Here is a 21,578-nt window from a genome sequence, read left to right as displayed (position 1 = left end):
CGGTCGGGGCGGACCGCTGCCGGCCTGTCGGGTCAGGACTTCGACGAGCTCGGGGTGGAGCCGGACGTCGAGCCGGAGGTGGAGGACGACGAGCCGGACGACGAGCCGGACGTCGACGGCGCGCCCGAGGTCGTGCCCGAGGACGACGGCGTCGACGGCGCGGAGGACGAGGCCCCGGACGACGGCGCCGAGCTGGGCGCGGTCGGCAGCGTGGTCTTGGTGCCGGCCTTGCCGCCGTCCTTCTGGAACGCGGCGTCCAGCTGCTGCTGGAAGTACTGCAGGATCGCGGCCGGGGTCTGCTGGGTGAAGGAGAGCTGCTGGCCGTCGACGAAGACCGTCGGCGTGCCCGGCAGGCCCAGCTTGTTGAAGTTGTCGGCGTTGGACTGCACCCAGCCGTTGTGCGTGCCGCTGGTCACGCAGGTCTGGAAGGTGGTGCTGGCCTTCAGCGCCGGGATCTGGTCGGCGATCGCCAGGATCGGGGTCTTGGAGGACCAGGGGTCGGTCTGCTCGTTCGGCTGGTTCGCGTAGAGCAGGTCGTGCAGGGGCAGGAACTGGCCCTCGTCCTGCGCGCAGGCCGCGGCGTTGGCGCCGTTGAGCGACCCGGTGCCGTTGTCGTGGCTGTCGATGATGCGCGCCGGGTGGTAGGTGATCTGCAGCTTCCCGGCCTCGACGTACTGCCGGTAGGTCGGCTCGACCGCCTGCTCGACCGCCTGGCACACCGGGCAGCGGAAGTCCTCGAACACGTTCATCTTCACCGGGGCGTCGGCCGAGCCGATGTGGATGCCGGTGGCCTTGTCCGACTTGGCGATCGGGTCGACCACGGCCGCGACCGGGGCGGCATAGGGCGCGCTGTTGTGCTTGGCCGCGGAGACCCCGATGCCGACCGCCGCCGCGACGCCGACGACGAGGACGACGACACCGCCGATGGTCATCTGCTTGCGGCGCCGCTCAGCCCGCTGGCGGGCGATCTTCTCCGCCAACACCCGCTCGCGAGCGTTCTGCTTCCCTACCCGGTTCGCCTGGCTCATCGTCGTTAACAGTCCCTGTCCGATGCCGTCTGGTATGGGCACGCCACCGTTCCATCCCCGGGGCGCGCGCACCGCATCCTATGCGGTGACGACCTGGAAACGCACTGGAGGGGGCCCGGGTTGCGGCAAATCCTTCAGGAACTTTTAGGCCGCCGTCCGCCGGTGCCGACGCGGCACCGCCGGGCGGCGGCCGGAGTAATCAGGCAAACACGCAGGCGGATCAGCCCTGCTTCGCGACGGCGGCGTCCAGCGCGGCCTTGTAGTCGGCGGTCTGCTGGGTGCCGGGCACGGCGTTCGGGTCCTTGAGCGTGAAGGAAGTTCCGTCGATGTAGATGTCCGGCGTGCCGACGCTGCCGCCGAGCTTCTTGCTCAGCCAGTTGTAGTTGTCTTTGATCCACTGCGCGTACTTGCCGCCGCGCGCGCACTCGTCGAACGTCGCGCTGCGCAGGTTCGGAACCTGGCTGGCGAGGTTGAGCATGGTGTCCACGGAGCCGTAGGAGTCGTTGGTCTCGTCCGGCTGGTTCTTGTAGATCAGGTCGTGGAAGGCGATGAACTCCGCCTGCCCGACGTCCGCGGCGCAGGCCAGCGTGGCCCCGCCGACCAGCGATCCCTGGCCGCCGCCGTTGCGGTCGATGAGGTCGACCAACCGGTAGTGGACCTGGATCTTGCCGGCGTCGGCGTACTCCTTGTTGGTGGCGCCGAAGAAGGACTCGGCCTCCTTGCAGAAGGGGCAGCGGACGTCCTCGTCCACCTCGACCGTGACCTTGGCCCCAGGCTTGCCGTAGACGATGGCGCCGGGATCGGAGGTGGTCCCGGGGCTCGGCACGACTCCGGACGGCGCCGCGAACGGCTGGCCGGCACCGTAGGCGTTGCGCGCGTTCTTGTTGCTGTTCGACTGGTTGTGCTGCACCAGCACCCCGATCAGCACCGCGAGCGCGATCAGCGCGACCACCACGCCGCCGACGATGAACTGCTTGCGCCGCCGCTCGGCCGCGGCCTGCTGGCGGCGCGCCTCAGCGGCCCGCTCCCGTCCGGTGCGTCGCGGACCGCTGCCGCCAGAGCTCGTCATGACCCCATGGTGCAGGGGCCATGATCAACCAACAATCGGACAGGTCAGATCGGGTCACCCAGCAGCGCCCGCTCCAGCGAGAGCTTGGACGCCGGCTTCCAGATCAACCACGCCGCCGGGACCATGTAGAGCAGGTCGCGCAGCACGTCCAGGGTGTACCGCGTGTGGCCCTTGGGCACCAGGCCGCCGCTGCCACCGCAGCCGCAGCTGATGGCGATGCCGCGAGCGCCCAGCGAGATGATGCCGCCGATGTAGACCAGCAGCAGCAGCGCGGAGAAGATCGCCACCAGGCGCGTGCCCAGGCCGAGGATGAGCAGCAGGCCCAGCGCCATCTCGAAGTAGGGCTGCGCGTACCCGAACGGCGTGACCAGCGACTCCGGCAGGATCTTGAAGTCCCGCACGCTCTGCGCGTTGGTCTCCGGCGAGCCCAGCTTGCCGATGCTGTAGTTGAGCCACATGGCCGCCAGCAACAGGCGCATGACCAGGCTGATCCACTGCTGGTTGCTGTCCACGAACCCGCGGATGCCGCCGGCCGCGGGCGCGCTCTTGTCCTTGGCGGCGGCCTTGGAAGCCATCGAAGTCATAACCTTCTGTCCTCGGACGGTGACGGTGCAGGCGCACCGCAAGTCTGGGCGGGCTTCACAAGTTACAGGCAGTTCGGACCCGGGCGGGAGTGCCGCTCACTCCCGCGGGGGAACTTCCTAGCGGTTTCTCAGCTACTGAGCGTGAGTGGTGGGGTGGCTCGGCTGGGTGGCAGGGCTGGGTGGCAGGGCTGGGTGGCAGGGCTGCGATTGGTTTGTGGGTTTACAGGCTTTTTACGGCTTCGCCTAAGGTTTGGTGACCTCGCTGGGTGGCGCAGTTCGGTGGTGTGCCGCAGGTTGCGCTGGCGGCTGGCGGCCGGTCTGGGCACGACCGCGCGCGGGTCCGAGTCACTGCGCACGCGTCGGGTGGGCGGGTGGCGGCCGCGTGTGGTGGGCACCAACAGTCAAAAGCAGGCGCCTCCGGCGGGGGCACTCGAGACTCTGAGGGATCCCCAACCCCCCGCCTCGGCGGCGGTCCGAGTGTTGGTCGCCTTGTCCCGGATCCCTCGTCGCTGACGTCGCCCGGAGGGAACCATCCCGGCCTGGCGGTGTCCAGCCGCATCGCACGCTGCTGTGGTCGGGTCGCGTCCGGCCGGACACCGCCAGTCCGGGCTGGTTGTGCAAGCACCGCCGACAGCGACGAGGGATCCGGGACAACCCCCACTGTGTGAAAACCATGCACGAGGTGCCGTGGGGATGCTTAAGGCTAGCCGCGCTGGTCGTGTAGGTGGGGCGGCGAGTGAGGATGCGGCATCGGCCGGGCTGTGGGGGCTCGCTGCCGACACGCAGGCTACCGAGGCCGCGAGGCCGTGGCGGGAACCGACCGGCGACGGGACAGTCGGCGACCGACGCGCGGTTCCCGGTTCGCGGTGCTGGTGCTGGTGCCTGGCTGCGCTGGTGCCTGGCGGTTGGCCATCGTCGGGCGAAGGTCAAGCCGCCGACTCAAGCTCCGGCCCAAGCCACAGCCGCATCGCAGCCGCATCCGAGACTCCTGCCCCATCGCCACGACCGGCCTTTGCTTGTAGACCGCGCGGTACCTGACAACCTCGCGCGGCGACCGGCGCCGCCGGCCCGGCTCTGCGGCACCTCGTGCATGGTTTTCACACAGTGGGGGTTGTCCCGGATCCCTCGTCGCTGTCGGCGGTGCTTGCACAACCAGCCCGGACTGGCGGTGTCCGGCCGAACGCAGCTCGACCACAGCAGCGTGTGATCCGGCTGGACACCGCCAGGCCGGGATGGTTCCCTTTAGGGCGACGTCAGCGTCGAGGGATCCGGGACGAGGCGACCAACACTCGAACCGCCGCCGAGGCGGGGGGTTGGGGATCCCTCAGAGTCTCGAGTGCCCCCGCCGGAGGCGCCTGCTCTTGACTTTCGGTGCCCACCACGCCCGACGATCGCCGCCTACGCAACGCATGCGCAGTGACTCGGACCTGTGCGCGGTCGTGGACACGAACACCGCCGGCCGCCAGCGTCACCAGCGGCACACCACCGAACTGCGCCACCCAGCGAGGTCACCAAACCTTAGGCGAAGCCGTAAAAAGGCTCTTAAAACCCGCAGGCAAACCGCCGCCCGCCCCGATACAGATACACATACAAATACCGATCATGCGGCCGAGCCCGAAGCCCAGCCGCACGACCGACCACACTAACCACACCACCCACACCACCCACGCAGAAAGCGCCCCGCGCCTCCTACCGCCCCCTACCGCCCCTTACTCCCCCGCCGCACACCGTCGGCCAGCTCCGCGGCCAGCTCCCGCACCGCCTCGACGCCCTTGCGCGGGTCGCGGTTGTCCAGCAGTCGCCGCACGAACGCCGAGCCGGCGATCACGCCGTCCGCGTACGCCGCGATCTCCGCGGCCTGGTCCCCGGTCGACACCCCGAGCCCGACGCACACCGCCTGCTCGGTCGCCTGCCTGGTCCGCTCCACGAGCGCCCGTGCGGCGTGCCCGACCTGCTCGCGAGCCCCGGTGACGCCCATCACCGCCCCGGCGTACACGAACCCGTCGCAGGCCTGCGCCGTCAGCGCGATCCGCTCCGGCGAGGAGCTCGGCGCGACCAAAAACACCCGCCGGATGTCGTGCGCCCCGGTCGCGGCGATCCACGGTCCGGCCTCCTCGGGGATGAGGTCCGGCGTGATCACCCCGCTTCCGCCGACCGCCGCGAGCTCGGCGGCGAAGCGGTCGACGCCGTAGTGCTCGATCGGGTTCCAGTACGACATGATCAGCGCCGCCGCGCCGGTGTCGGCGACCGCCCCGGCCGCGCGGATGACGTCCGGCGTGCCGACGCCGCGCGCCAGCGCCTGGTCGGCGGCGGCCTGGATGACCGGCCCGTCCATCGCCGGGTCGGAGTACGGCAGCCCGACCTCGATGATGTCGCAGCCGCCCTCGACCATGGCGCGCATGGCGTCGATGGAGCCGTCGACCGTCGGGTAGCCCGCCGGGAGGTAGCCGATGAGCACGGCGCGGTTCTCCGCCCGCGCGCTCTTGAGAACGTCCTGAAGCCGGTTCACAGCTCTCCCCCCTCGAATCCGAAGTACGCCGCCGCCGTGTGCATGTCCTTGTCGCCGCGACCGGAGAGGTTCACGACGATCACCGGCTCCCGCCCGAGTTCGGCCGCCAGCCGCGGCGCGATGCGCAGCGCCCCGGCCAGGGCGTGCGCGGACTCGATGGCCGGGATGATGCCCTCGGTCTCGCACAGCACGCGGAAGGCGTCCATCGCCTCGCTGTCGTCGACGGGCTCGTAGATCGCGCGGCCGGTGGCGTGCAGCCAGGCGTGCTCGGGGCCGACGGCCGGGTAGTCCAGGCCGGCGGAGATGCTGTGGCTCTCCTTGGTCTGGCCGTACTCGTCCTGGAGAAGGAAGGTGCGGGTGCCGTGCAGCACGCCCACGGAGCCGCCGGTGATCGAGGCCGCGTGCAGGCCGGTGGAGACGCCGGAGCCGCCGGCCTCGAAGCCGTAGAGCTTGACCGACTCGTCCGGCACGAAGGCGTGGAAGACGCCGATCGCGTTGGACCCGCCGCCGACGCAGGCCGCGACGGCGTCCGGCAGCGCGCCGGTGGCCTCCAGCGTCTGCCGCCGCGCCTCCACCCCGATGATCCGGGCGAAGTCGCGCACCATGGCCGGGAAGGGATGCGGCCCGGCGGCCGTGCCGAGCAGGTAGTACGTGGTGTCGGCGCTGGCGACCCAGTCGCGCAGCGCCTCGTTGATCGCGTCCTTCAGGGTCTGCGATCCGATGGCGACCGGCACCACCTCGGCGCCGAGCATCCGCATGCGCGCCACGTTCAGCGCCTGGCGCTTGGTGTCCTCGGAGCCCATGTACACGACGCAGTCCAGCCCGAGCAGCGCCGCCGCGGTCGCGGTGGCCACGCCGTGCTGGCCGGCGCCGGTCTCGGCGATGACCCGGGTCTTGCCCATGCGCTTGGCGAGCAACGCCTGGCCGAGCACATTGTTGATCTTGTGCGAACCGGTGTGGTTCAGGTCCTCGCGCTTGAGCAGGATGCGGGCTCCGGCGCGCCGGGACAGGTTGCGCGCCTCGGTGAGCAGGCTCGGGCGGTTGGCGTAGTGCAGCAGGAGGTCGGCGAACTCCTGGTGGAAGGCCGGATCGGTCTTCGAGGTCTCATAGGCCTCGGTGACCTCCTTCAGCACGGCCATCAGCGCTTCGGGCATGAAGCGGCCGCCGAACAGGGCGTCGTCGGTGGGGAAGTGCCCGGTGCCGTCGGGCAGCGCGGCCGTGGCCGCGTACGCGGAGATGATCTCGGCGCGCGGATCTGTCTGGTCAGACAGAGTGGATTCAGACATGGTGGATTCCCATGGATGGGTGATGTGTCGAGCTAGGACAGGAGCGAGTGACTACGCTTCCTGCCATCGCCGGGCCGCCGGGGCGTGCCGCCACCACGGTCGGCGGCGGGCCGCGGCCCTGGGCTTGGTCGACTTCACGATCCTGGACTCTACCGTCTTCGGCCCGCGCGCGCGGCGCTCAGGCGCGACCGTTCCGCAGAGCGGGATGGGCGCCGGCGGCCACCAGGTCGGCGACCGCGGCGCGCGGGTCCTTGCCGGTCACCAGCGACTCGCCGACCAGCACCGCGTCGGCGCCGGCGTTGGCGTAGGCGATGAGGTCGTGCGGGCCGCGCACCCCGGACTCGGCGACGCGCACGACGCCGTCCGGCACCAGCGGGGCCAGCCGCGCGAAGGTGTCGCGCCTGACCTCCAGGGTCTTCAGGTCGCGGGCGTTGACGCCGATCAGCCGCGCGCCGGCATCCAGCGCGCGCCGCACCTCTTCCTCGTCGTGCACTTCGACCAGCGGCGTCAGCCCGATGGAGACGGCGCGCTCGATCAGCGACTCCAGCGCCGGCTGCTCCAGCGCGGCGACGATCAGCAGCGCGAGGTCGGCGCCGTGCGCGCGGGCCTCCCACAGCTGGTAGCTGGTGACGATGAAGTCCTTGCGCAGGACCGCGATGTCGACCTTCTGGCGGACGTCGTCCAGGTCGGCGAGCGAGCCGCCGAAGCGGCGCTGCTCGGTGAGCACGGAGATGACGGTGGCGCCGCCGGCCTCGTAGTCGGCGGCCAGGCCCGCGGGGTCCGCGATGGCGGCGAGCGCGCCCTTGGACGGCGAGGAGCGCTTCACCTCGGCGATGACCTTCACGCCGTCGCCGCCGGCCCCGCCGCGGCGCAGCGCCTCGACGCCGTCGATCGCGCTGTCCATGCGGGCGACCTTGGCCTTCAGGTCGTCCAGGCTGACGTTCTCCTGGCGCTCGGCGAGGTCGAGGCGGACGCCTTCGATGATCTCGGCAAGTACGTTCACCGTCGTCAGCTCCCCTCGATCGCCTCACCAATTGGACTGCTCCGCCCCCCGAGTACGACTGGATGGGCGGCGTGTCCGACGTCTCACTCTAGCGGCTCCGGAGGGGCTCCGAAGTCCAGTGATCTTCTGGTGGGACCAACGCCCGGCCCGCGAAGCGCGCCGCCGGCCGGCCGCCGGGGCCGCGGATCCGCTGGTCCGCGGCCGGTCGCGGCCGGTCGTCGCGGCGCAGGCGCGCTACCGCTCGGCCACTACTTCGCGGCGGCGCCGAGACCCATCGCGGACATGGCCTTGCCGACGATCGGCGAGAGCACGGCGATCGCGCCGCCGACGATGGCCAGCGCCGGGATGCCGGTCACCAGGCCCGCGCCGCCGATCAGGAAGCCGATGATGCAGAGGAAGACAGCGGTCCAGGCGGCCGGGGTGCTGCCGTGGTCTTCGCCGTGGGATGACGACATGGTGCTCCTAGACTTACGGGTGGTCTGAGTCGGTTCCATTGTCACCGATTCGGCCTAATGCTCGGCGCGCGGGGTGGCCCCGGGGGCGGCTGCGGCGGCTGCCGGCGTGGCCCCGGGGTTCGCTGCCGCGGTGGCCGGCGTCGTGGCTGCCGTCGTAGCTGCCGGCGTGACTCCGGCCGGCTCGACGAGCTCGGTGGGGTCCTCGCCACGGTCGAGGGCGTCCCAGAGGTCCTTGGCGGTGCCGGTGTCGGCGGCGCGCGCGGCGGCCTTCGTGGCGGCGTTCTCGTAGCGCGAGGACATGCCCGGCCACGTCGCGCCGCGCACCGCGGCCACCACGCCGGCCAGCACCACCAGCACGCCGCCGACGGCCGCGAGGGTCCACCAGGACGCCATGTGCGCGTCCATGGAGCGGGTCGCGTAGCCCTTGGCCGCGGCCTTGTCGGCCAGCACGCGGGAAGCGTGGCTCGCGCCGCGCTCGCCGAACGCGTAGACGGCCACGCCGACACCGGCCGCGATCAGCAGCACGCCGACCAGCCGCCGCGCCAGCCGCTGGGTGGCGAACAGCGCCAGCGCGCCGGCCAGCGCGGCGAGGCCGAGGGCGGTGACGCCGGCGGAGAGGTCGTCGCCGCTGGCCGTGACCTTGAGGGTGTTCGGGGCCACGCCGGCCAGGCCGGTGGCCCAGGGGCGGCCGGCCGAGGCCCAGGCGATGATGCCGCCGAGGAGGGCGATCAGGACCGTGATGGTCAGCTCGCGGCGGCCCGCTCGGCGGGCGGCTTGGGCCGGGTCGACGACCGGGGGTTCGGTTGCCGCTGGAGCATTCGCCTCGGCGGCCTGTCCTTCGGCGTCGGGCTCACCGGCCTGCGCAGGCACCACCGACCGGCTCTCCTCAACTCCCGAATCAGCTCGCGAATCAGCTCCCGAACTCACGCGACCCCCTCCCCGACCGCCGACCGCATGGTCCCGGCGACCGCGACCGCCTTCAGCACCGCCATCGCCTTGTTCCGGCACTCCTGATCCTCCGAGGCCGGATCGGAGTCCGCGACGATCCCGGCGCCGGCCTGCACGAACGCCACGCCGTCGCGCATCAGCACCGTGCGGATCGCGATCGCGGTGTCGGCGTCGCCGGCGAAGTCCAGGTAGCCGACGATGCCGCCGTACAGGCCGCGCCGCGTCGGTTCGTTCTGCTCGATGATCTCCATCGCGCGCGGTTTCGGGGCGCCGGACAGGGTGCCGGCCGGGAAGGTCGCGGTCACCGCGTCGAAGGCGGTCCGGCCCGGCGCCAGGTCGCCGATCACCGTCGACACGATGTGCATCACGTGGCTGTAGCGCTCGACCGCCATGAAGTCCACGACCTCCACTGAGCCCGGGCGGCTGATCCGGCCCAGGTCGTTGCGGCCGAGGTCGACGAGCATCAGGTGCTCGGCGCGCTCCTTCGGGTCGGCCAGCAGGTCGGCGGCCAGCTGCGCGTCCTGCTCCGGGTCCGCGCCGCGGGGGCGCGTGCCGGCGATCGGGTGCAGCATCGCGCGGCCCTCGGTGACCTTCACCAGCGCCTCCGGGGAGGAGCCGACGATGTCGAAGCCGTCCTGTGCGCTGCCGTCCGGGCCCGGCACGCGCAGCAGGTACATGTACGGGCTCGGATTCGTCGCCCGCAGCACCCGGTAGACGTCCAGCGCCGAGGCCGACACCTCCGCCTCGAAGCGCTGGCTCACCACGATCTGGAAGGCCTCGCCGGACTTGATCTCCTCGATGCAGCGCAGCACCGTCTCGCGGTAGTCCTCGGGCGTGCGGTTGGCGGTGAACGACGGCGCGACGGATGGGTCGTACACCACCGGCGTGTTCACCACCGGGGCGTTCAGCGCGGCGGTCATCGCGTCCAGCCGCTCGACGGCGCGCGCGTAGGCCGCCTCTACACCCGAGGGCAGATTGTCATGATTAACGACGTTTGCGATCAGCCACACCGAGCCGTCGGCGTGGTCCAGCACCGCCAGGTCCAGGCTGAGCAGGAACGTCAGCTCCGGGATCCGCAGGTCGTCCTTGGCCAGCTCGGGCAGCCGCTCCAGGCGGCGCACCGCGTCATACCCCATGTAGCCGACCAGGCCGCCGGTCAGCGGCGGCAGGCCCGGCAGGCGCGGGGTGTGCAGCAGCTCCAGCGTCTCGCGCAGCACGTCCATCGGGTCCCCGGAGGTCGGCAGCCCGACCGGCGGCTCGCCGATCCAGTGCGCGGCGCCGTCCCGCTCGCTCAGCGCGGCGCCGGTGCTGACGCCGACGAAGGAGTAGCGCGACCAGATGCCGTGCTCGGCCGACTCCAGCAGGAACGTGCCGGGCCGCTCCCCGGCGAGCTTGCGGTACAGCCCGACCGGCGTCTCGCCGTCGGCCAGCACGCGCCGCACGACCGGGATCACCCGGCGGTCGGCGGCCAGCTCGCGGAAGGTCGGCAGGTCCGGGGTGTCCACCCCTGGGGGGAAGGCCGTCATGCCGCCGATTCTCCCAGAGGCCCGCGCGGCGCCGACGGGGAGCCCGGGGATGCGTCCGTCGGCACCTCCGCGCTGCCCTCACCGGAGGCCTCCGCAGCCGCCCCCAGCGGCAGCGCCCCGGCGTCGAAGCAGGTCCGGTCCCCGGTGTGGCACGCCCCGCCGCTCTGATCGACCTTCAGCAGCACGGCGTCCCCGTCGCAGTCCAGCGCGGCGGCCTTGAGGATCTGCACGTTCCCGGACGTGTCCCCCTTGGTCCAGTACTCCTGCCGCGACCGCGACCAGTACGTGACCCGGCCGCTGGTCAGCGTCCGCCGCAGCGCCTCGTCGTCCATCCACGCCAGCATCAGCACCTCGCCGGTGTCGTGCTGCTGCGCGATCGCGGCGAACAGGCCGTGCTCGTCGCGCTTGAGCCGCGAGGCGATCGCCGGAAGGAGGGCTGCGGTGGGGACTTCGTCGGTCATGCACCCATTGTCGCCCCGGTGCGGATCGCCGGATCGGGCGGGTTCAGCCCGCGGACGACCCGGGCCCGGGTTTGCGATATAACGTGAAGGTAACCATGGCCGCGTAGAAGGGACCTGCGAATGTCGACCGAGCCGGCCAAGTCACCCGCGCTGCGTGCCTCCGACGAGGACCGTGACCGGGTCATCGACATGCTGCGCGCGGCGGTCGCCGACGGCCGGCTCGATCCGGCGGAGTACGACGAGCGCGTCGAGACGGCATTGACGGCGCGCACCTTCGAGGCGTTGGCGCCGCTGACGGCCGACCTGGGTCCGGGGCCCGGCGCCGGGGTCGCCGTGCCTCCGCCGGCGGCGAAGCGCGCGGCCAAGCCGCTGGCCGTCAAGCAGAAGCACGGGTTCGTGCGCCGCGACGGCGACTGGACGCTGCCGGAGCGCCTGGTGGTGCGGACCCGGTGGTCCGCGGTCGAGCTGGACCTGACGCAGGCCGTGCAGACCGGGCCGGAGCTGGTCGTGGACCTGCAGGTGGTCGGCGGCGGGGTGACGCTATTCCTGACGCCGGGCATGGTGGTGGACGCCAACGACCTGGCGGTGAAGTTCGGCGGGACGACGATCACCCGGGACTCCGGCGACGGTGCGCCGACGACGCTGCGGATCCGGATCGTGGGCCGGCTCAAGCACGGCGGGATCGAGACGCGCTGGGTGCGGCCCGGCGACCCGCGGCCCGGCGATGACAAGCCCGGCGACGAGAAGAACCAGCCGACCGACACCGCCGACTGACCCGGCAGCCGAGCAACAAAGCGCGCGCCGCCCGGAAACACCCGGCCGACGCGCGCCCTGTCACAACACTCCCCCGCTACGACGACTGCTGCCGCGCCCAGCTCTCGTACAGCCCCGAGTACACCCCGCCGGCGCCCACGAGCTCCCGGTGCGGCCCGCGCTCCACGATCCGGCCGGCGTCGAACACGAACACCTCGTCGGCGGCCTCGGCCGTGGACAGCCGGTGCGCGATGGCGATCGACGTCCGGCCGCGCGTCAGGCCGTCCAGCGCGCGCGTGATCCGCACCTCGGTAGCCGGGTCGACGGCCGAGGTGGCCTCGTCGAGCACCAGCAGGTCCGGGTCGGCGATGTAGGCCCGGGCCAGCGCCACCAGCTGCCGCTCCCCCGCCGACAGCGACTCGCCGCGCTGGCCGACCCGGGTGTCCAGGCCCTCGGGCAGGCCGTCGAGCCAGTCGGTCAGGCCCAGGTCCTCGAAGGCGCGGCGCACCTCGGCGTCGGTGGCCCCGGGCTTGCCGTAGCGCACGTTGTCGCCGACGGTCATGTCGAACAGGAAGCCGTCCTGCGGCACCATCACCATGCGGGAGCGCAGCGTTTCGAAGTCGACGTCCTTCAGCGGCACGCCGTTGAGCAGGATGCGGCCGGAGCTCGGGTCCATCAGCCGGGTCAGCAGCTTGGCGAACGTGGTCTTGCCCGAGCCGGTCTCGCCGACCACCGCCACGCGCGTGCGCGGCGTGATCTGCGTGCTCAGCGAGTGCAGGACCGGGGCGCCGCCGGGGTAGGCGAACACGACGTCCTCGAACCCGACGCCCAGCGGCCCGTCCGGCGGTGTGACGCCGGCGGTGCCCGGGTCCACCACGTCCGGCGGCTGCTCCAGCAGGCCGACGATGCGGCGCCAGCCGGCGATGGCGTTCTGCGCCTCGTTCAGCTGCTCGGTGGCGAACTGCACCGGCGAGATGAACAGGTTCACCAGGAACAGCATCGCCGTCAGGTCGCCGGCGGACAGGTGGCCGCCGACCCCGATCATCACCCCGACCACCACGATCGCGGCGTTGACCACCCCGGCGACCAGCTCGCCCATGGAGAACGTGACGACGATCAGCCGCTGCGTCCGCACCTGCGAGTCGCGGGTGTCCTCAACGGCCGCGCCGATCCGGCGGCCGGTGCGGTCCTCGATGCCGTAAGCGCGCAGCACGTCGGCGCCCACCAGCGCCTCGGAGACCTCGCCGAGCATCTTCCCGTAGCGCCGCCGCACCTTGCGGTACGCGCGGCCGGTCCGGCCCTGGATCTTGCGCATGACCAGGAACATCGGCACGAAGCAGACCCAGACCAGGATCGTCAGCTGCCAGGAGAACACGGCCATCACGATCGTGACGACCACGACCTGCGCGACGGCCACGAACAGCTGCATGCCGCCCTGCTGGATGAACACCGTGACCGTGTCGATGTCGCTGGTGACCCGGCTGACCAGGGCGCCGCGCTGCTCGGCCTGCTGGTGCAGCAGCGACAGGTCGTGGACGTGCCGGAAGGCCTTGGTACGCACCTCGGCCAGCCCGCGCTCGCTGGAGGTGTAGAGCCGGAAGTTCATCAGGTACGCCGACACCGCGGTGATCAGCACGGCCACGGCGCTGAGCGCGACCATATCGCGCACCTCGCCGTAGTCCGGGCCGCCCTTGGCGAGGATCCCGTGGTCCAGCGTCTGCTGCACGGTCAGCGGGATCACGACCCGGCCCACGGTGGCGATCAGCGCCAGGGCCACGGTCCAGCCCAGGCCCTTGGTGAAGGCCGGGGCCAGGCGGACGCCGCGGCGCAGGACGGCGTAGCCGCCGTCGAGGGCTTCAGGGAGCTGGTAGCCGCCGGGGGCGACGGTGTTCTCTTCGGTGCCGAGGTCGTCGTCGAGATCGGCATCAGCCTTCTTGGCGCCGGTCTTCTTCGTGCCGGCCTTCTTGGCGTCGGCGTTCTTGGCGCCGGACTTCGCGTCGGCGGTCGCGGTGCTCATCGGCCGGCCTCCTGCAGCTCGCTGTCGCGCTTGTCGCTGTCCCGCTTGTCGCTGTCGCGCTTCTCGCTGTCCCGCTGTTCCTTCTCGTGCGCCGCGTCGCGCTCCTCGTGGTCGCGCTCGTAGGCGGTGATCAGGTCGCGGTACCCCGCGCACCGCTCGACCAGCTCCAGGTGCGGCCCGCGGTCCACGACCCGGCCGTGCTCCACGTACACCACCTCGTCGGCCAGCGCGATCGTGGCCTTGCGGTAGGCCACCACCAGGACCGTGGAGGCCAGCGTGCCGCGGCCGGCGGCGTCCCGCAGCCCGCCCAGGATCGCGGCCTCGACCTGCGGGTCCACGCTGGCGGTGCAGTCGTCCAGGATCAGCAGCCGGGGCCGCCGGATCAGCGCCCTGGCCAGCGCCAGCCGCTGCCGCTGGCCGCCGGACAGGGTCGCGCCGCGCTCGCCGATGACCGCGTCCAGGCCCTCGGGCAGGCGCTGGACGAACCGTTCGGCCTGCGCCAGCCGCAGCGCGGCCCAGACCTGTTCGTCGTCGGCGTCGCTGTCCAGGCGGATGTTGTCGCGGATGCTGTCGGCGAACAGGAAGGTCTGCTGCGGGACCAGCGAGACCTGCGCCGGGATCTGGCCGCGGGCGAACTCGCGGACGTCGGTGCCGTCCAGCCGGACGGTGCCGCTGTCCGGGTCGGCCAGCCGGGCCAGCAGGCCGGTGAGCGTGGACTTGCCGGCGCCGGTCGGCCCGACCAGGGCCACGGTCGAGCCGGGCCGCAGGGTCAGGTCGACGTCGCGCAGGATGGCCTGGCCGTCGTAGCCGAAGTCGACGTGTTCCAGGCGGACGTCGGCCGCGCCGCCGGCGGGCGCCTGCCGCGTGCCGTACTCCATGTCGCCCTGCGCTTGCAGCACGGCCTTGACCCGGCTGTAGCCGACCACCGAGCGCGGCAGCTCGCCCAGCACCCAGCCGATGGCGCGCAGCGGGAAGGCCAGCAGCGTGATCAGGTACGCGACCTGCACGACCTGCCCGGCCTGGATCGCGCCGGAGGCGACTCTGGAGGTGCCGACCAGCAGCGCGACCAGCACGCCGAGGTTCGGGACCGCCTCCAGCGCCGGGTCGAAGAACGCGCGGGCGCGGCCGGCGGCGATGTTCGCGTCCCGCAGCCGGTCGGCGGCTTCCGCGAAACGCCCGGTTTCCACGTCCTCACGGCCGAGGGTCTTCACGACCAGGCCGCCGTCGAACGACTCGTGCGCGATCTCCGCGACGCCGGCCCGCATCTCCTGGGCGGCGGCCAGCCGGGGCGCGGCGAAGCGCTGGTAGACGGTGTTCAGCACGATGATCGCCGGGAACAGCAGGAAGCCGATGATCGCCAGCACCGGGTCGGTGAGCACCATCGACACCAGGGCCGCGACCATCATGATCAGCACGCCCAGGGACATCGGCAGCGGGGCGATGAACTGCCAGGTCATGTCCACGTCGGAGCCGGCGTTGGACAGCAGCTGGCCGGTGGGGTGCCGGCGGTGCCAGGACAGCGGCAGCTGCAGGTAGCGCTCGGAGACCGCGCGCCGGTAGCGCGACTGCAGGCGGAACTGCATCACGCCGGCGAGCAGGCGCCGGCCGATGATGCCCAGCACCTTGGCCAGCGCCACGCCCAGGATCAGCAGCCCGGCGGTCAGCGTGGCGCCCGTCGGCACCTTCCCGGCCCGGAACGCCGGCAGCACCGCGTGGTCGGTGGCCCAGCCCACGGCCCAGGCGGCGCCGACGGTCATGATCCCGTACACCGCGCTGCCGGTGACCGCCGCGGCGAAGACCCGCGGCTCGGTCCGGATCGCCACCCCGAGCAATCCGAACCCTCTTCTGAGGATGGATTCCTGCGCGCGCGCAGATGTCTGTAAACTCTCCGTGCTCAACTCATCCCACCCATGTCACGACGACTGCCTGCCCAGGCACCACTGTGGCGGACAACACCGGGCCGGGTAAAACCCATTCCGGATGCGCAGGTATTACTCCCGATTTGCTTCGGTCACCGACACACCGGGGGCATCCTGCGAATACACCGATGGCATCTTGCAACCAAATCGGTGTACGCAAGTGTTTATAAGAGGACAGTAAGCACGAAGCCGTCGTTCGAGAGGTTCACCGCCGGCCCGCCGGGGCGCGCACTGTCTGCGCTCGGGTGGCGCCGTCCGGTGCCGGGCTTGTCCTGGCCGGAACGTTCGTACGGCCGGTCAGCGGGGGCGGTGCGGTGTTACTCGCACTGGCGTGCGGGTAACACGAACTCCTGAGGTGGGCCGCGACCAACGTCGATCGCGGCCGGTGACGGAACGGGGGAGACATGGGCGGGGATGGGCCGCGCGATGTCATGGTGCGGGAGGCCGTCAAAGGCCTGGCGGAGAATCCGGCGCTGCCGCCGGACATGGTGTTCCGGCTGCTCGCGTGGCCGGGCGAGCTGCGGGGCGTGGCCGAACGGCCGGACCTGACCGACGCGATGGTCGCCGAGGTCATCGCGCGCGACGACCGCTGGCAGGTGCACGCGCTGGCGCTGAACCCGTGGCTGTGCCACCGGTTCCGGATGCTGCTGGCGCGCCACGGCGACCCCGGGATCCGGGCCGCGGTCGTGGTCGGCGGCGAGGTCGGGGCGGCCTGCCCGGATCAGCGGCCTGACCAGTGGCCTGATCAGCGGCCCGATCAACAGCGCGATCAGCGCCGCGAGCTGTTCGAGGCGCTGATCGACGACGACTCGCGCGAGGTCCGCGAGACCCTGGCGCGCACCGAGGGCGTCCCGGCGGACCTGCGCGCCCGGCTGGCCGCCGACCCCGACCCGCAGATCCGCGTCATGCTCGCGCAGTGGTGGCCCGGGGCGCCGGAGAACGTGCGCGATGCCCTGCTCGGCGACCCGGACGAGAAGGTCCGCTCGGCGGCCTTCTCCGCCTACTTCCGCCACCTGGACCTCGACGACGCCCTGATCGACCTGCTGGCCCGGGACCCGGAGAGCACGGTGCGGGCGCAGCTGGCCGCGCGTCCCGACCTGCCGAAGGAGATGCTCTGCGTCCTTACTCGGGATCCCAGTCCGGTGGTGCGGCTGGCCGTGTTCGCCCGCCCCGACACCCCCGAGGCGGTCCGGGCGGCCGTGCACGCCGACATCACCGACAACGCCCCGACCCTGGACGACCTGATCGCCGCCGACGACGAGTACGGCCTGGTCTTCGAGTACTTACAGGCCGACTCGGCCCTGGGCATGCTGCGGCCGGCCTGGGTCACCGCCGAGGCCGAGCGCCACGTCGACTCCCCCTACCCCTGCTTCCGCGCCGCCGCCGCGCTCAGCACGAAGCTGCCGATCGAAGCCGTGCGGCGGCTGCTGGACGACGAGGACGAACAGGTCCGCATGACGATGGTGCGCACCGCGCCGCACCTGGTCGACCCGGCGCGCGCCGAACGGATCGAGCGCTTACACCGGTGGGACGACCTGACCATGTGGTGGGAATACGAGCCGGTCCTGACGCATTCCGCGCAGACGTTGCAGCGCTTCGCCGTCGACCCGGAGCCGCGGCTGCGGGCCCTGGCCTCCGGCGATCCGGACCTGCCGGCGGAGCTGGCCGTGCGGCTGGCGGCCGATCCGGAGGCCTCGGTGCGCGCGGCCGTGGCCGGCCACCGGAATCTGCCGACAGCGAACCTGGTGGCCCTGTTCGCCGACACCTCCGAGCGCGTGGTCCACGCCGCCGCGGCCTCGCCGTACCTGCCGCTGGAGGAGATGGACCGGCTACTTGTCCGTGCCGGGCTGTGAGCCGGCGGCGACCAGGCCGACCTCGTAGGCGAACACCACGCCCTGGACCCGGTCGCGCAGCTCCAGCTTCGGCAGGATCCGGCTGACGTGGGTCTTCACCGTGGCCTCGGACAGACCCAGGGTCTCGGCGATCTCGGCGTTGGACCGGCCGCGGGCGATCTCCACCAGGACCTCGCGCTCGCGGTCGGTCAGCCGCTCCAGGCGCTCGTCGGCGCGCGGCCCGGCGCCGGCCGGGTCGCTCTGGCGCGCGAAGGCCTCGATGAGCTGGCGGGTGATGCGCGGGGCGACGACGCCGTCGCCGGCGGCCACGGTGCGGATGCCGGCGATGAGGTCGGCCGGGTGCGCGTTCTTGAGCAGGAAGCCGGCGGCGCCGGCGCGCAGCGCGGCGAAGGCGTACTCGTCGAGGTCGAAGGTGGTGAGGATGAGGACGCGCGAGGGCAGGTCGGCGGCGGTGATGCGGGCGGTGGCCTCGATGCCGTCCACGCCGGGCATGCGCACGTCCATCAGGACCACGTCGGGCTTGAGCTCGGCGGCCAGCGCCACGGCCTCGGCGCCGTTGCCGGCCTCGCCGACGACCGCGACGTCCGGCTGCGCCTCCAGCACCATGCGGAAGCCCATGCGCAGCAGCGGGGCGTCGTCGACCAGCAGGACGTCGATCACGCGGGCTCCCCGGGCACGACCGTCACCGGCACCCGCGCGTGCACGCGCCAGCCGCGGCCGACGCCGCGCGGGCCGGCTTCCAGCGCGCCGCCGAAGGCTGCGACGCGCTCCTTCATGCCGGCGATGCCGTGGCCGCCGGCTTCGGCACCGAGCGCTGCGGCGCCGTTCGCGATCGTGACGACAGTGCCGTCGTCGACCACCGTCACTTCTATGGCCTCCTGGCCGAAGTCCAGCCGGACCCGCGCCGACGCGCCGGGTTCGGCGTGCTTGCGGGTGTTGGTCAGGGCTTCCTGCACGACCCGGAACACCGCGAGCTCCACGCCCGAGGACAGGTCCGGCCGCACGCCGCTGACCACCAGCTCCACCGGCAGCCCGGCGACCCGGACCTCGGCCAGCAGCGTGTCCAGCTGCGCGAGTCCGGGCTGCGGATGCAGTTCGGCCATGGTGGCGCCGGCCGAGCCGCGCAGGACGCCGAGCACGCGCTGCATGTCGGTGATCGCCTGGCGTCCGACCTCCGAGGCTTTCGCGACGGCCTCGGCCGCGCGGTCCGGGGAGGTGTGCACGGCGTAGGAGGCGCCGTCGGTCAGCGCGACCATCACCGAGAGGCTGTGCGTGACGACGTCGTGGACCTCGCGGGCGATCGAGGCGCGCTCGGAGGCCGCCGCGATCTGCGCCTGCTGGTCGCGTTCGAACTCCAGGCGCCGCGCGCGCTCCTCCAGCGTCGCGAAGTAGGCGCGCCGGGTGCGGGTGTTGACGCCGAGCACCGCCGCGGCCGTGACCATGCCGGAGACGAACACGAAGACGCGCAGCGTGCCGTTGCCGCTCGCCCAGGACGCGGCGACCATCACCGCGCCGATCTCCATCACGCCGATGGCGGCCAGCGTGCGGCGGATCGGGGCGTGCGCGGCGATCGAGTAGAGCGCGATCAGCGGCGCGAAGTCGACCTGGGGCATCAGCATGTCGAAGGCCCACTGCGCGAAGGCGAACGCCGCCACGACGGCGAACACCCCGGTCGGGTAGCGCCGGCGCAGCGCCAGCGGCAGGAAGAAGCCGAACATCAGGAGCCAGCCCAGGACGGGCTGGTGCGGCGGACGCAGGTACAGGTGGCCGCTGAACGGCACCAGCACGGCCGCCACGGACAGGGCGTCCACCGTCGTGGGATGCGCGGAGGCCCACTGCTGGGCCCGCCGCAGCGCGTTCTCCAGGCCCGCGGCCTGCAGGAAGCGCTTCATCCCCGGCGAGCTCAGCCACGCCGACACCGTGGTCGGCGCGTCCACGACGACCCGAAGGCCCCGGCGGCTGCCGGGGTCTTCGGGGACGGTCGCAGAGCTCACGCGTCTCGTTTCTTCAGCAGGACGGCCGCCGCGGCCATCGCCACCACAGCGTAGCCAACGAACAGCAGGAACCCGGGCCACGGCTTCAGGTCCGGGGAGGTGGTGGTCAGCGCCATCACCTGCTGTCCGGCGTTGCTCGGCAGGTAGGGGTTGACGTGGTCGCCCCAGGAAGTGAGGTTCAGGACCTCGCCCAGGACCGGCAGCACCAGCAGGATCCCGAACAGCGAGGCGATGGCGCCGGCGGTGCTCCGGATGATCGCGCCGAGGGCCACGCCGAGCAGCCCGACCACCGTCAGGTACAGGCCCTCGCCGAACACCGCGCGCAGCACGCCGGGGTCGGACAGGGACTTGTTCAGGTGGATCGAGGAGAAGATCGACTGCGCCAGGAAGAAGCAGACGAAGGAGGTGACCGTCATGACGACCCAGGCCACAACCGTGAACACCAGCGCCTTGGCCCACAGCACCGGCAGCCGCTTGGGCGCGGCGGCCAGCGAGGCCCGGATCATGCCGGTGGTGTACTCACCGGTGATCATCATGACCCCGAGCACCCCCACCGCGAGCTGCCCGAGGAACACCCCGCGCATCGGGTCGGCGACCGGGTCGACCTCCTTCTGCCGCGCCGCGCTCATGTGCGGGTAGTGGCTCTTCATCGCGAGGCTGAACAGCAGCGCGATGGCGATCATCGCCCCGACGCCGGCGATCAGCGACCAGCGCGAGGAACGCAGCGTCCGGAACTTGATCCACTCGCTCTTGATGATCCGGCCCTGCGTCACCTTGCCGGTGTGCACGCGCCGGGCCGGCGCGGGGCTCGTGGGGCCCGTGGGGCTCTGTGCGACGGCGGTCACGCGTTCACCTCGACCTCAGTGGTGGCCGCCTCGCCGGCGGTCTTCTGCGCCGGGGCGCGGTACTCCACGGCGTCCCCGGTGAGCTCCATGAACGCCTCCTCCAGCGAGGCCTCATGCGGAGCGAGCTCGAACAGCGTGATCCGGTTCTCGGCCGCGATGATGCCGATCCGGTCGCTGGTCAGGCCCTGCACCTGCAGCTCGCCCTCGACCGAGGAGGAGACGGTGACATCCGGACCGGCCAGCAGCTCCCGCAGCTTGGCGGCATCCGGCGTCCGCACCTTGACGCTGCCGGTGGAAGCGCGCGAGATGAACTCGGCCACCGACGTGTCGGCGATGAGCTTGCCCTGCCCGATCACGATCAGGTGCTCGGCGGTAAGCGCCATCTCGGACATGAGGTGACTGGAGACGAAGACGGTCCGGCCCTCGGAGGCCAGGTTCTTCAGCAGGTTCCGGATCCAGAGGATGCCCTCGGGGTCCAACCCGTTGACCGGCTCGTCCAGGATCAGCGTGTCCGGGTCGCCGAGCAGCGCACTGGCGATGCCGAGCCGCTGCCCCATACCGAGCGAGAAACCCCCGGCCCGCTTCTTGGCCACATCGCGAAGCCCGACAAGGTCGATGACCTCATCGACCCGCGACTGCTCGATCCCGGTCGTCGCGGCGAGCGCGAGCAGGTGGTTGTAGGCGGTACGCCCGGTGTGGATGGCCTTGGCCTCCAGCAGCGCACCGACCTCATGCAGCGGCGCGGCGTGCTCGGCATAGGCCTTGCCATTGACGGTCACCGCCCCGGAGGTAGGCCGGTCCAGCCCCAGAATCATGCGCATGGTGGTGGACTTCCCGGCCCCGTTCGGGCCGAGGAAGCCGGTCACCACACCAGGACGGACGGTGAAGGACAAGTCGGAGACGGCGGTCTTGTCGCCGTAGCGTTTAGTCAGGCTGCGTGCCTCGATCATGCGGCAACGCTATGGGGCGCGGGGCGGTGCGGTCGTCAGACCGGATGGCGACCTTGCGCGGGGGCGGACTGCATCTTGGGATGTATGCGGGGTGCATAGCGGGATGGAGGTGGGGTGGTGGCGCGCGGCCAACGATCGTGGCAGCGGCCGGTCTCACACCGGATCCACGCGGCAGTCGCGAGCGGCCGGCGGAAGTGACGGCGGTCGGTGCTCATGCCAGGGTTCTGCATCCGTGACGGGTGTGCGCCTCGCGCCACCACGTCCCTCCCGGTTTTCGGTTTGTGTTCCTCGGTTGCGGCGGCAGGCTCTGCCAACCTCGACGGTCCGGGGATGTCAAGGCGTACGCAACCGCCGCCGCCGCGCACGACCGCCGGCCTT

18 protein-coding genes are annotated in these 21,578 nt (G+C 71.9%); 2 read left to right on the top strand and 16 right to left on the bottom strand.

Annotated features, from left to right (window positions below):
* Window positions 1-32: 32 nt before the first annotated feature.
* The 10 genes from ABH920_RS33415 to hisI form a co-directional block, all read right to left on the bottom strand.
* On the bottom strand, window positions 33-1,028 hold the full coding sequence (locus ABH920_RS33415) for a DsbA family protein (protein WP_370353228.1): 996 nt from the start codon (window positions 1,026-1,028) through the stop codon (window positions 33-35).
* Window positions 1,029-1,248: 220 nt separating this feature from the next.
* Window positions 1,249-2,097, bottom strand: a complete 849-nt coding sequence (locus tag ABH920_RS33410) for a DsbA family protein (protein ID WP_370353227.1) — start codon at window positions 2,095-2,097, stop codon at window positions 1,249-1,251.
* Between the two features lie 44 nt (window positions 2,098-2,141).
* A complete protein-coding gene (locus tag ABH920_RS33405) occupies window positions 2,142-2,681 on the bottom strand; it encodes a MauE/DoxX family redox-associated membrane protein (RefSeq protein ID WP_370353226.1) in 540 nt (179 codons plus the stop codon).
* Between the two features lie 1,699 nt (window positions 2,682-4,380).
* Entirely contained in the window at window positions 4,381-5,190 is an 810-nt protein-coding gene (trpA, locus tag ABH920_RS33400; RefSeq protein WP_370353225.1) for a tryptophan synthase subunit alpha, read from the bottom strand.
* Window positions 5,187-6,476 (bottom strand): tryptophan synthase subunit beta, encoded by a 1,290-nt coding sequence (gene trpB, locus ABH920_RS33395; protein WP_370353224.1) that lies wholly within the window; start codon window positions 6,474-6,476, stop codon window positions 5,187-5,189. Before trpB ends, trpA begins: the two co-directional genes overlap by 4 nt.
* Window positions 6,477-6,654: 178 nt before the next feature.
* A complete protein-coding gene (trpC, locus tag ABH920_RS33390) occupies window positions 6,655-7,479 on the bottom strand; it encodes an indole-3-glycerol phosphate synthase TrpC (protein WP_370353223.1) in 825 nt (274 codons plus the stop codon).
* A 248-nt stretch (window positions 7,480-7,727) separates the two neighbouring features.
* Window positions 7,728-7,934, bottom strand: a complete 207-nt coding sequence (locus ABH920_RS33385) for an HGxxPAAW family protein (protein WP_370353222.1) — start codon at window positions 7,932-7,934, stop codon at window positions 7,728-7,730.
* A gap of 54 nt (window positions 7,935-7,988) precedes the next feature.
* Entirely contained in the window at window positions 7,989-8,807 is an 819-nt protein-coding gene (locus tag ABH920_RS33380; protein ID WP_370353221.1) for a Trp biosynthesis-associated membrane protein, read from the bottom strand.
* A 50-nt stretch (window positions 8,808-8,857) separates the two neighbouring features.
* Complete coding sequence (locus ABH920_RS33375; protein WP_370353219.1) at window positions 8,858-10,408, bottom strand: anthranilate synthase component I; 1,551 nt, start codon at window positions 10,406-10,408, stop codon at window positions 8,858-8,860.
* Window positions 10,405-10,869 (bottom strand): phosphoribosyl-AMP cyclohydrolase, encoded by a 465-nt coding sequence (gene hisI / locus ABH920_RS33370; protein WP_370353218.1) that lies wholly within the window; start codon window positions 10,867-10,869, stop codon window positions 10,405-10,407. Before hisI ends, ABH920_RS33375 begins: the two co-directional genes overlap by 4 nt.
* Window positions 10,870-10,989: 120 nt before the next feature.
* On the opposite strand from hisI, the gene ABH920_RS33365 reads away from it, so the two are divergent.
* Entirely contained in the window at window positions 10,990-11,643 is a 654-nt protein-coding gene (locus ABH920_RS33365; RefSeq protein WP_370353217.1) for a DUF1707 domain-containing protein, read from the top strand.
* Between the two features lie 76 nt (window positions 11,644-11,719).
* On the opposite strand, the gene ABH920_RS33360 is transcribed toward ABH920_RS33365, so the two are convergent.
* Window positions 11,720-13,639, bottom strand: a complete 1,920-nt coding sequence (locus ABH920_RS33360; RefSeq protein ID WP_370353215.1) for an ABC transporter ATP-binding protein — start codon at window positions 13,637-13,639, stop codon at window positions 11,720-11,722.
* Window positions 13,636-15,462, bottom strand: a complete 1,827-nt coding sequence (locus ABH920_RS33355; RefSeq protein WP_370353214.1) for an ABC transporter ATP-binding protein — start codon at window positions 15,460-15,462, stop codon at window positions 13,636-13,638. The genes ABH920_RS33360 and ABH920_RS33355 overlap by 4 nt, the downstream gene beginning before the upstream one ends.
* A gap of 500 nt (window positions 15,463-15,962) precedes the next feature.
* Here ABH920_RS33355 and ABH920_RS33350 point away from each other — a divergent pair, with 500 nt between their 5' ends.
* The gene (locus ABH920_RS33350; protein ID WP_370353212.1) at window positions 15,963-17,411 is read left to right on the top strand and encodes a hypothetical protein; all 1,449 of its coding nucleotides are present in this window, start codon (window positions 15,963-15,965) and stop codon (window positions 17,409-17,411) included.
* Here ABH920_RS33350 and ABH920_RS33345 read toward each other — a convergent pair.
* Genes ABH920_RS33345 through ABH920_RS33330 form a run of 4 tightly spaced genes read right to left on the bottom strand, consistent with a single transcriptional unit; the run spans window position 17,388 to window position 21,200 of the window.
* Window positions 17,388-18,071: a response regulator gene (locus ABH920_RS33345; RefSeq protein ID WP_370353211.1), complete on the bottom strand. Its 684-nt coding sequence runs from the start codon at window positions 18,069-18,071 to the stop codon at window positions 17,388-17,390. The genes ABH920_RS33350 and ABH920_RS33345 overlap by 24 nt on opposite strands.
* Window positions 18,068-19,405 (bottom strand): sensor histidine kinase, encoded by a 1,338-nt coding sequence (locus ABH920_RS33340; protein WP_370353210.1) that lies wholly within the window; start codon window positions 19,403-19,405, stop codon window positions 18,068-18,070. The genes ABH920_RS33345 and ABH920_RS33340 overlap by 4 nt, the downstream gene beginning before the upstream one ends.
* The gene (locus ABH920_RS33335; RefSeq protein WP_370353209.1) at window positions 19,402-20,250 is read right to left on the bottom strand and encodes an ABC transporter permease subunit; all 849 of its coding nucleotides are present in this window, start codon (window positions 20,248-20,250) and stop codon (window positions 19,402-19,404) included. The genes ABH920_RS33340 and ABH920_RS33335 overlap by 4 nt, the downstream gene beginning before the upstream one ends.
* Entirely contained in the window at window positions 20,247-21,200 is a 954-nt protein-coding gene (locus tag ABH920_RS33330; RefSeq protein WP_370353208.1) for an ABC transporter ATP-binding protein, read from the bottom strand. Before ABH920_RS33330 ends, ABH920_RS33335 begins: the two co-directional genes overlap by 4 nt.
* Window positions 21,201-21,578 lie beyond the last annotated feature (378 nt).

The sequence above is a fragment of the Catenulispora sp. EB89 genome (assembly GCF_041261445.1).
Taxonomy (GTDB): Bacteria; Actinomycetota; Actinomycetes; order Streptomycetales; family Catenulisporaceae; genus Catenulispora.
The sequence above is the reverse complement of the archived record's forward strand: the minus strand, read 5'-3'. Positions and strand labels throughout refer to the sequence as shown.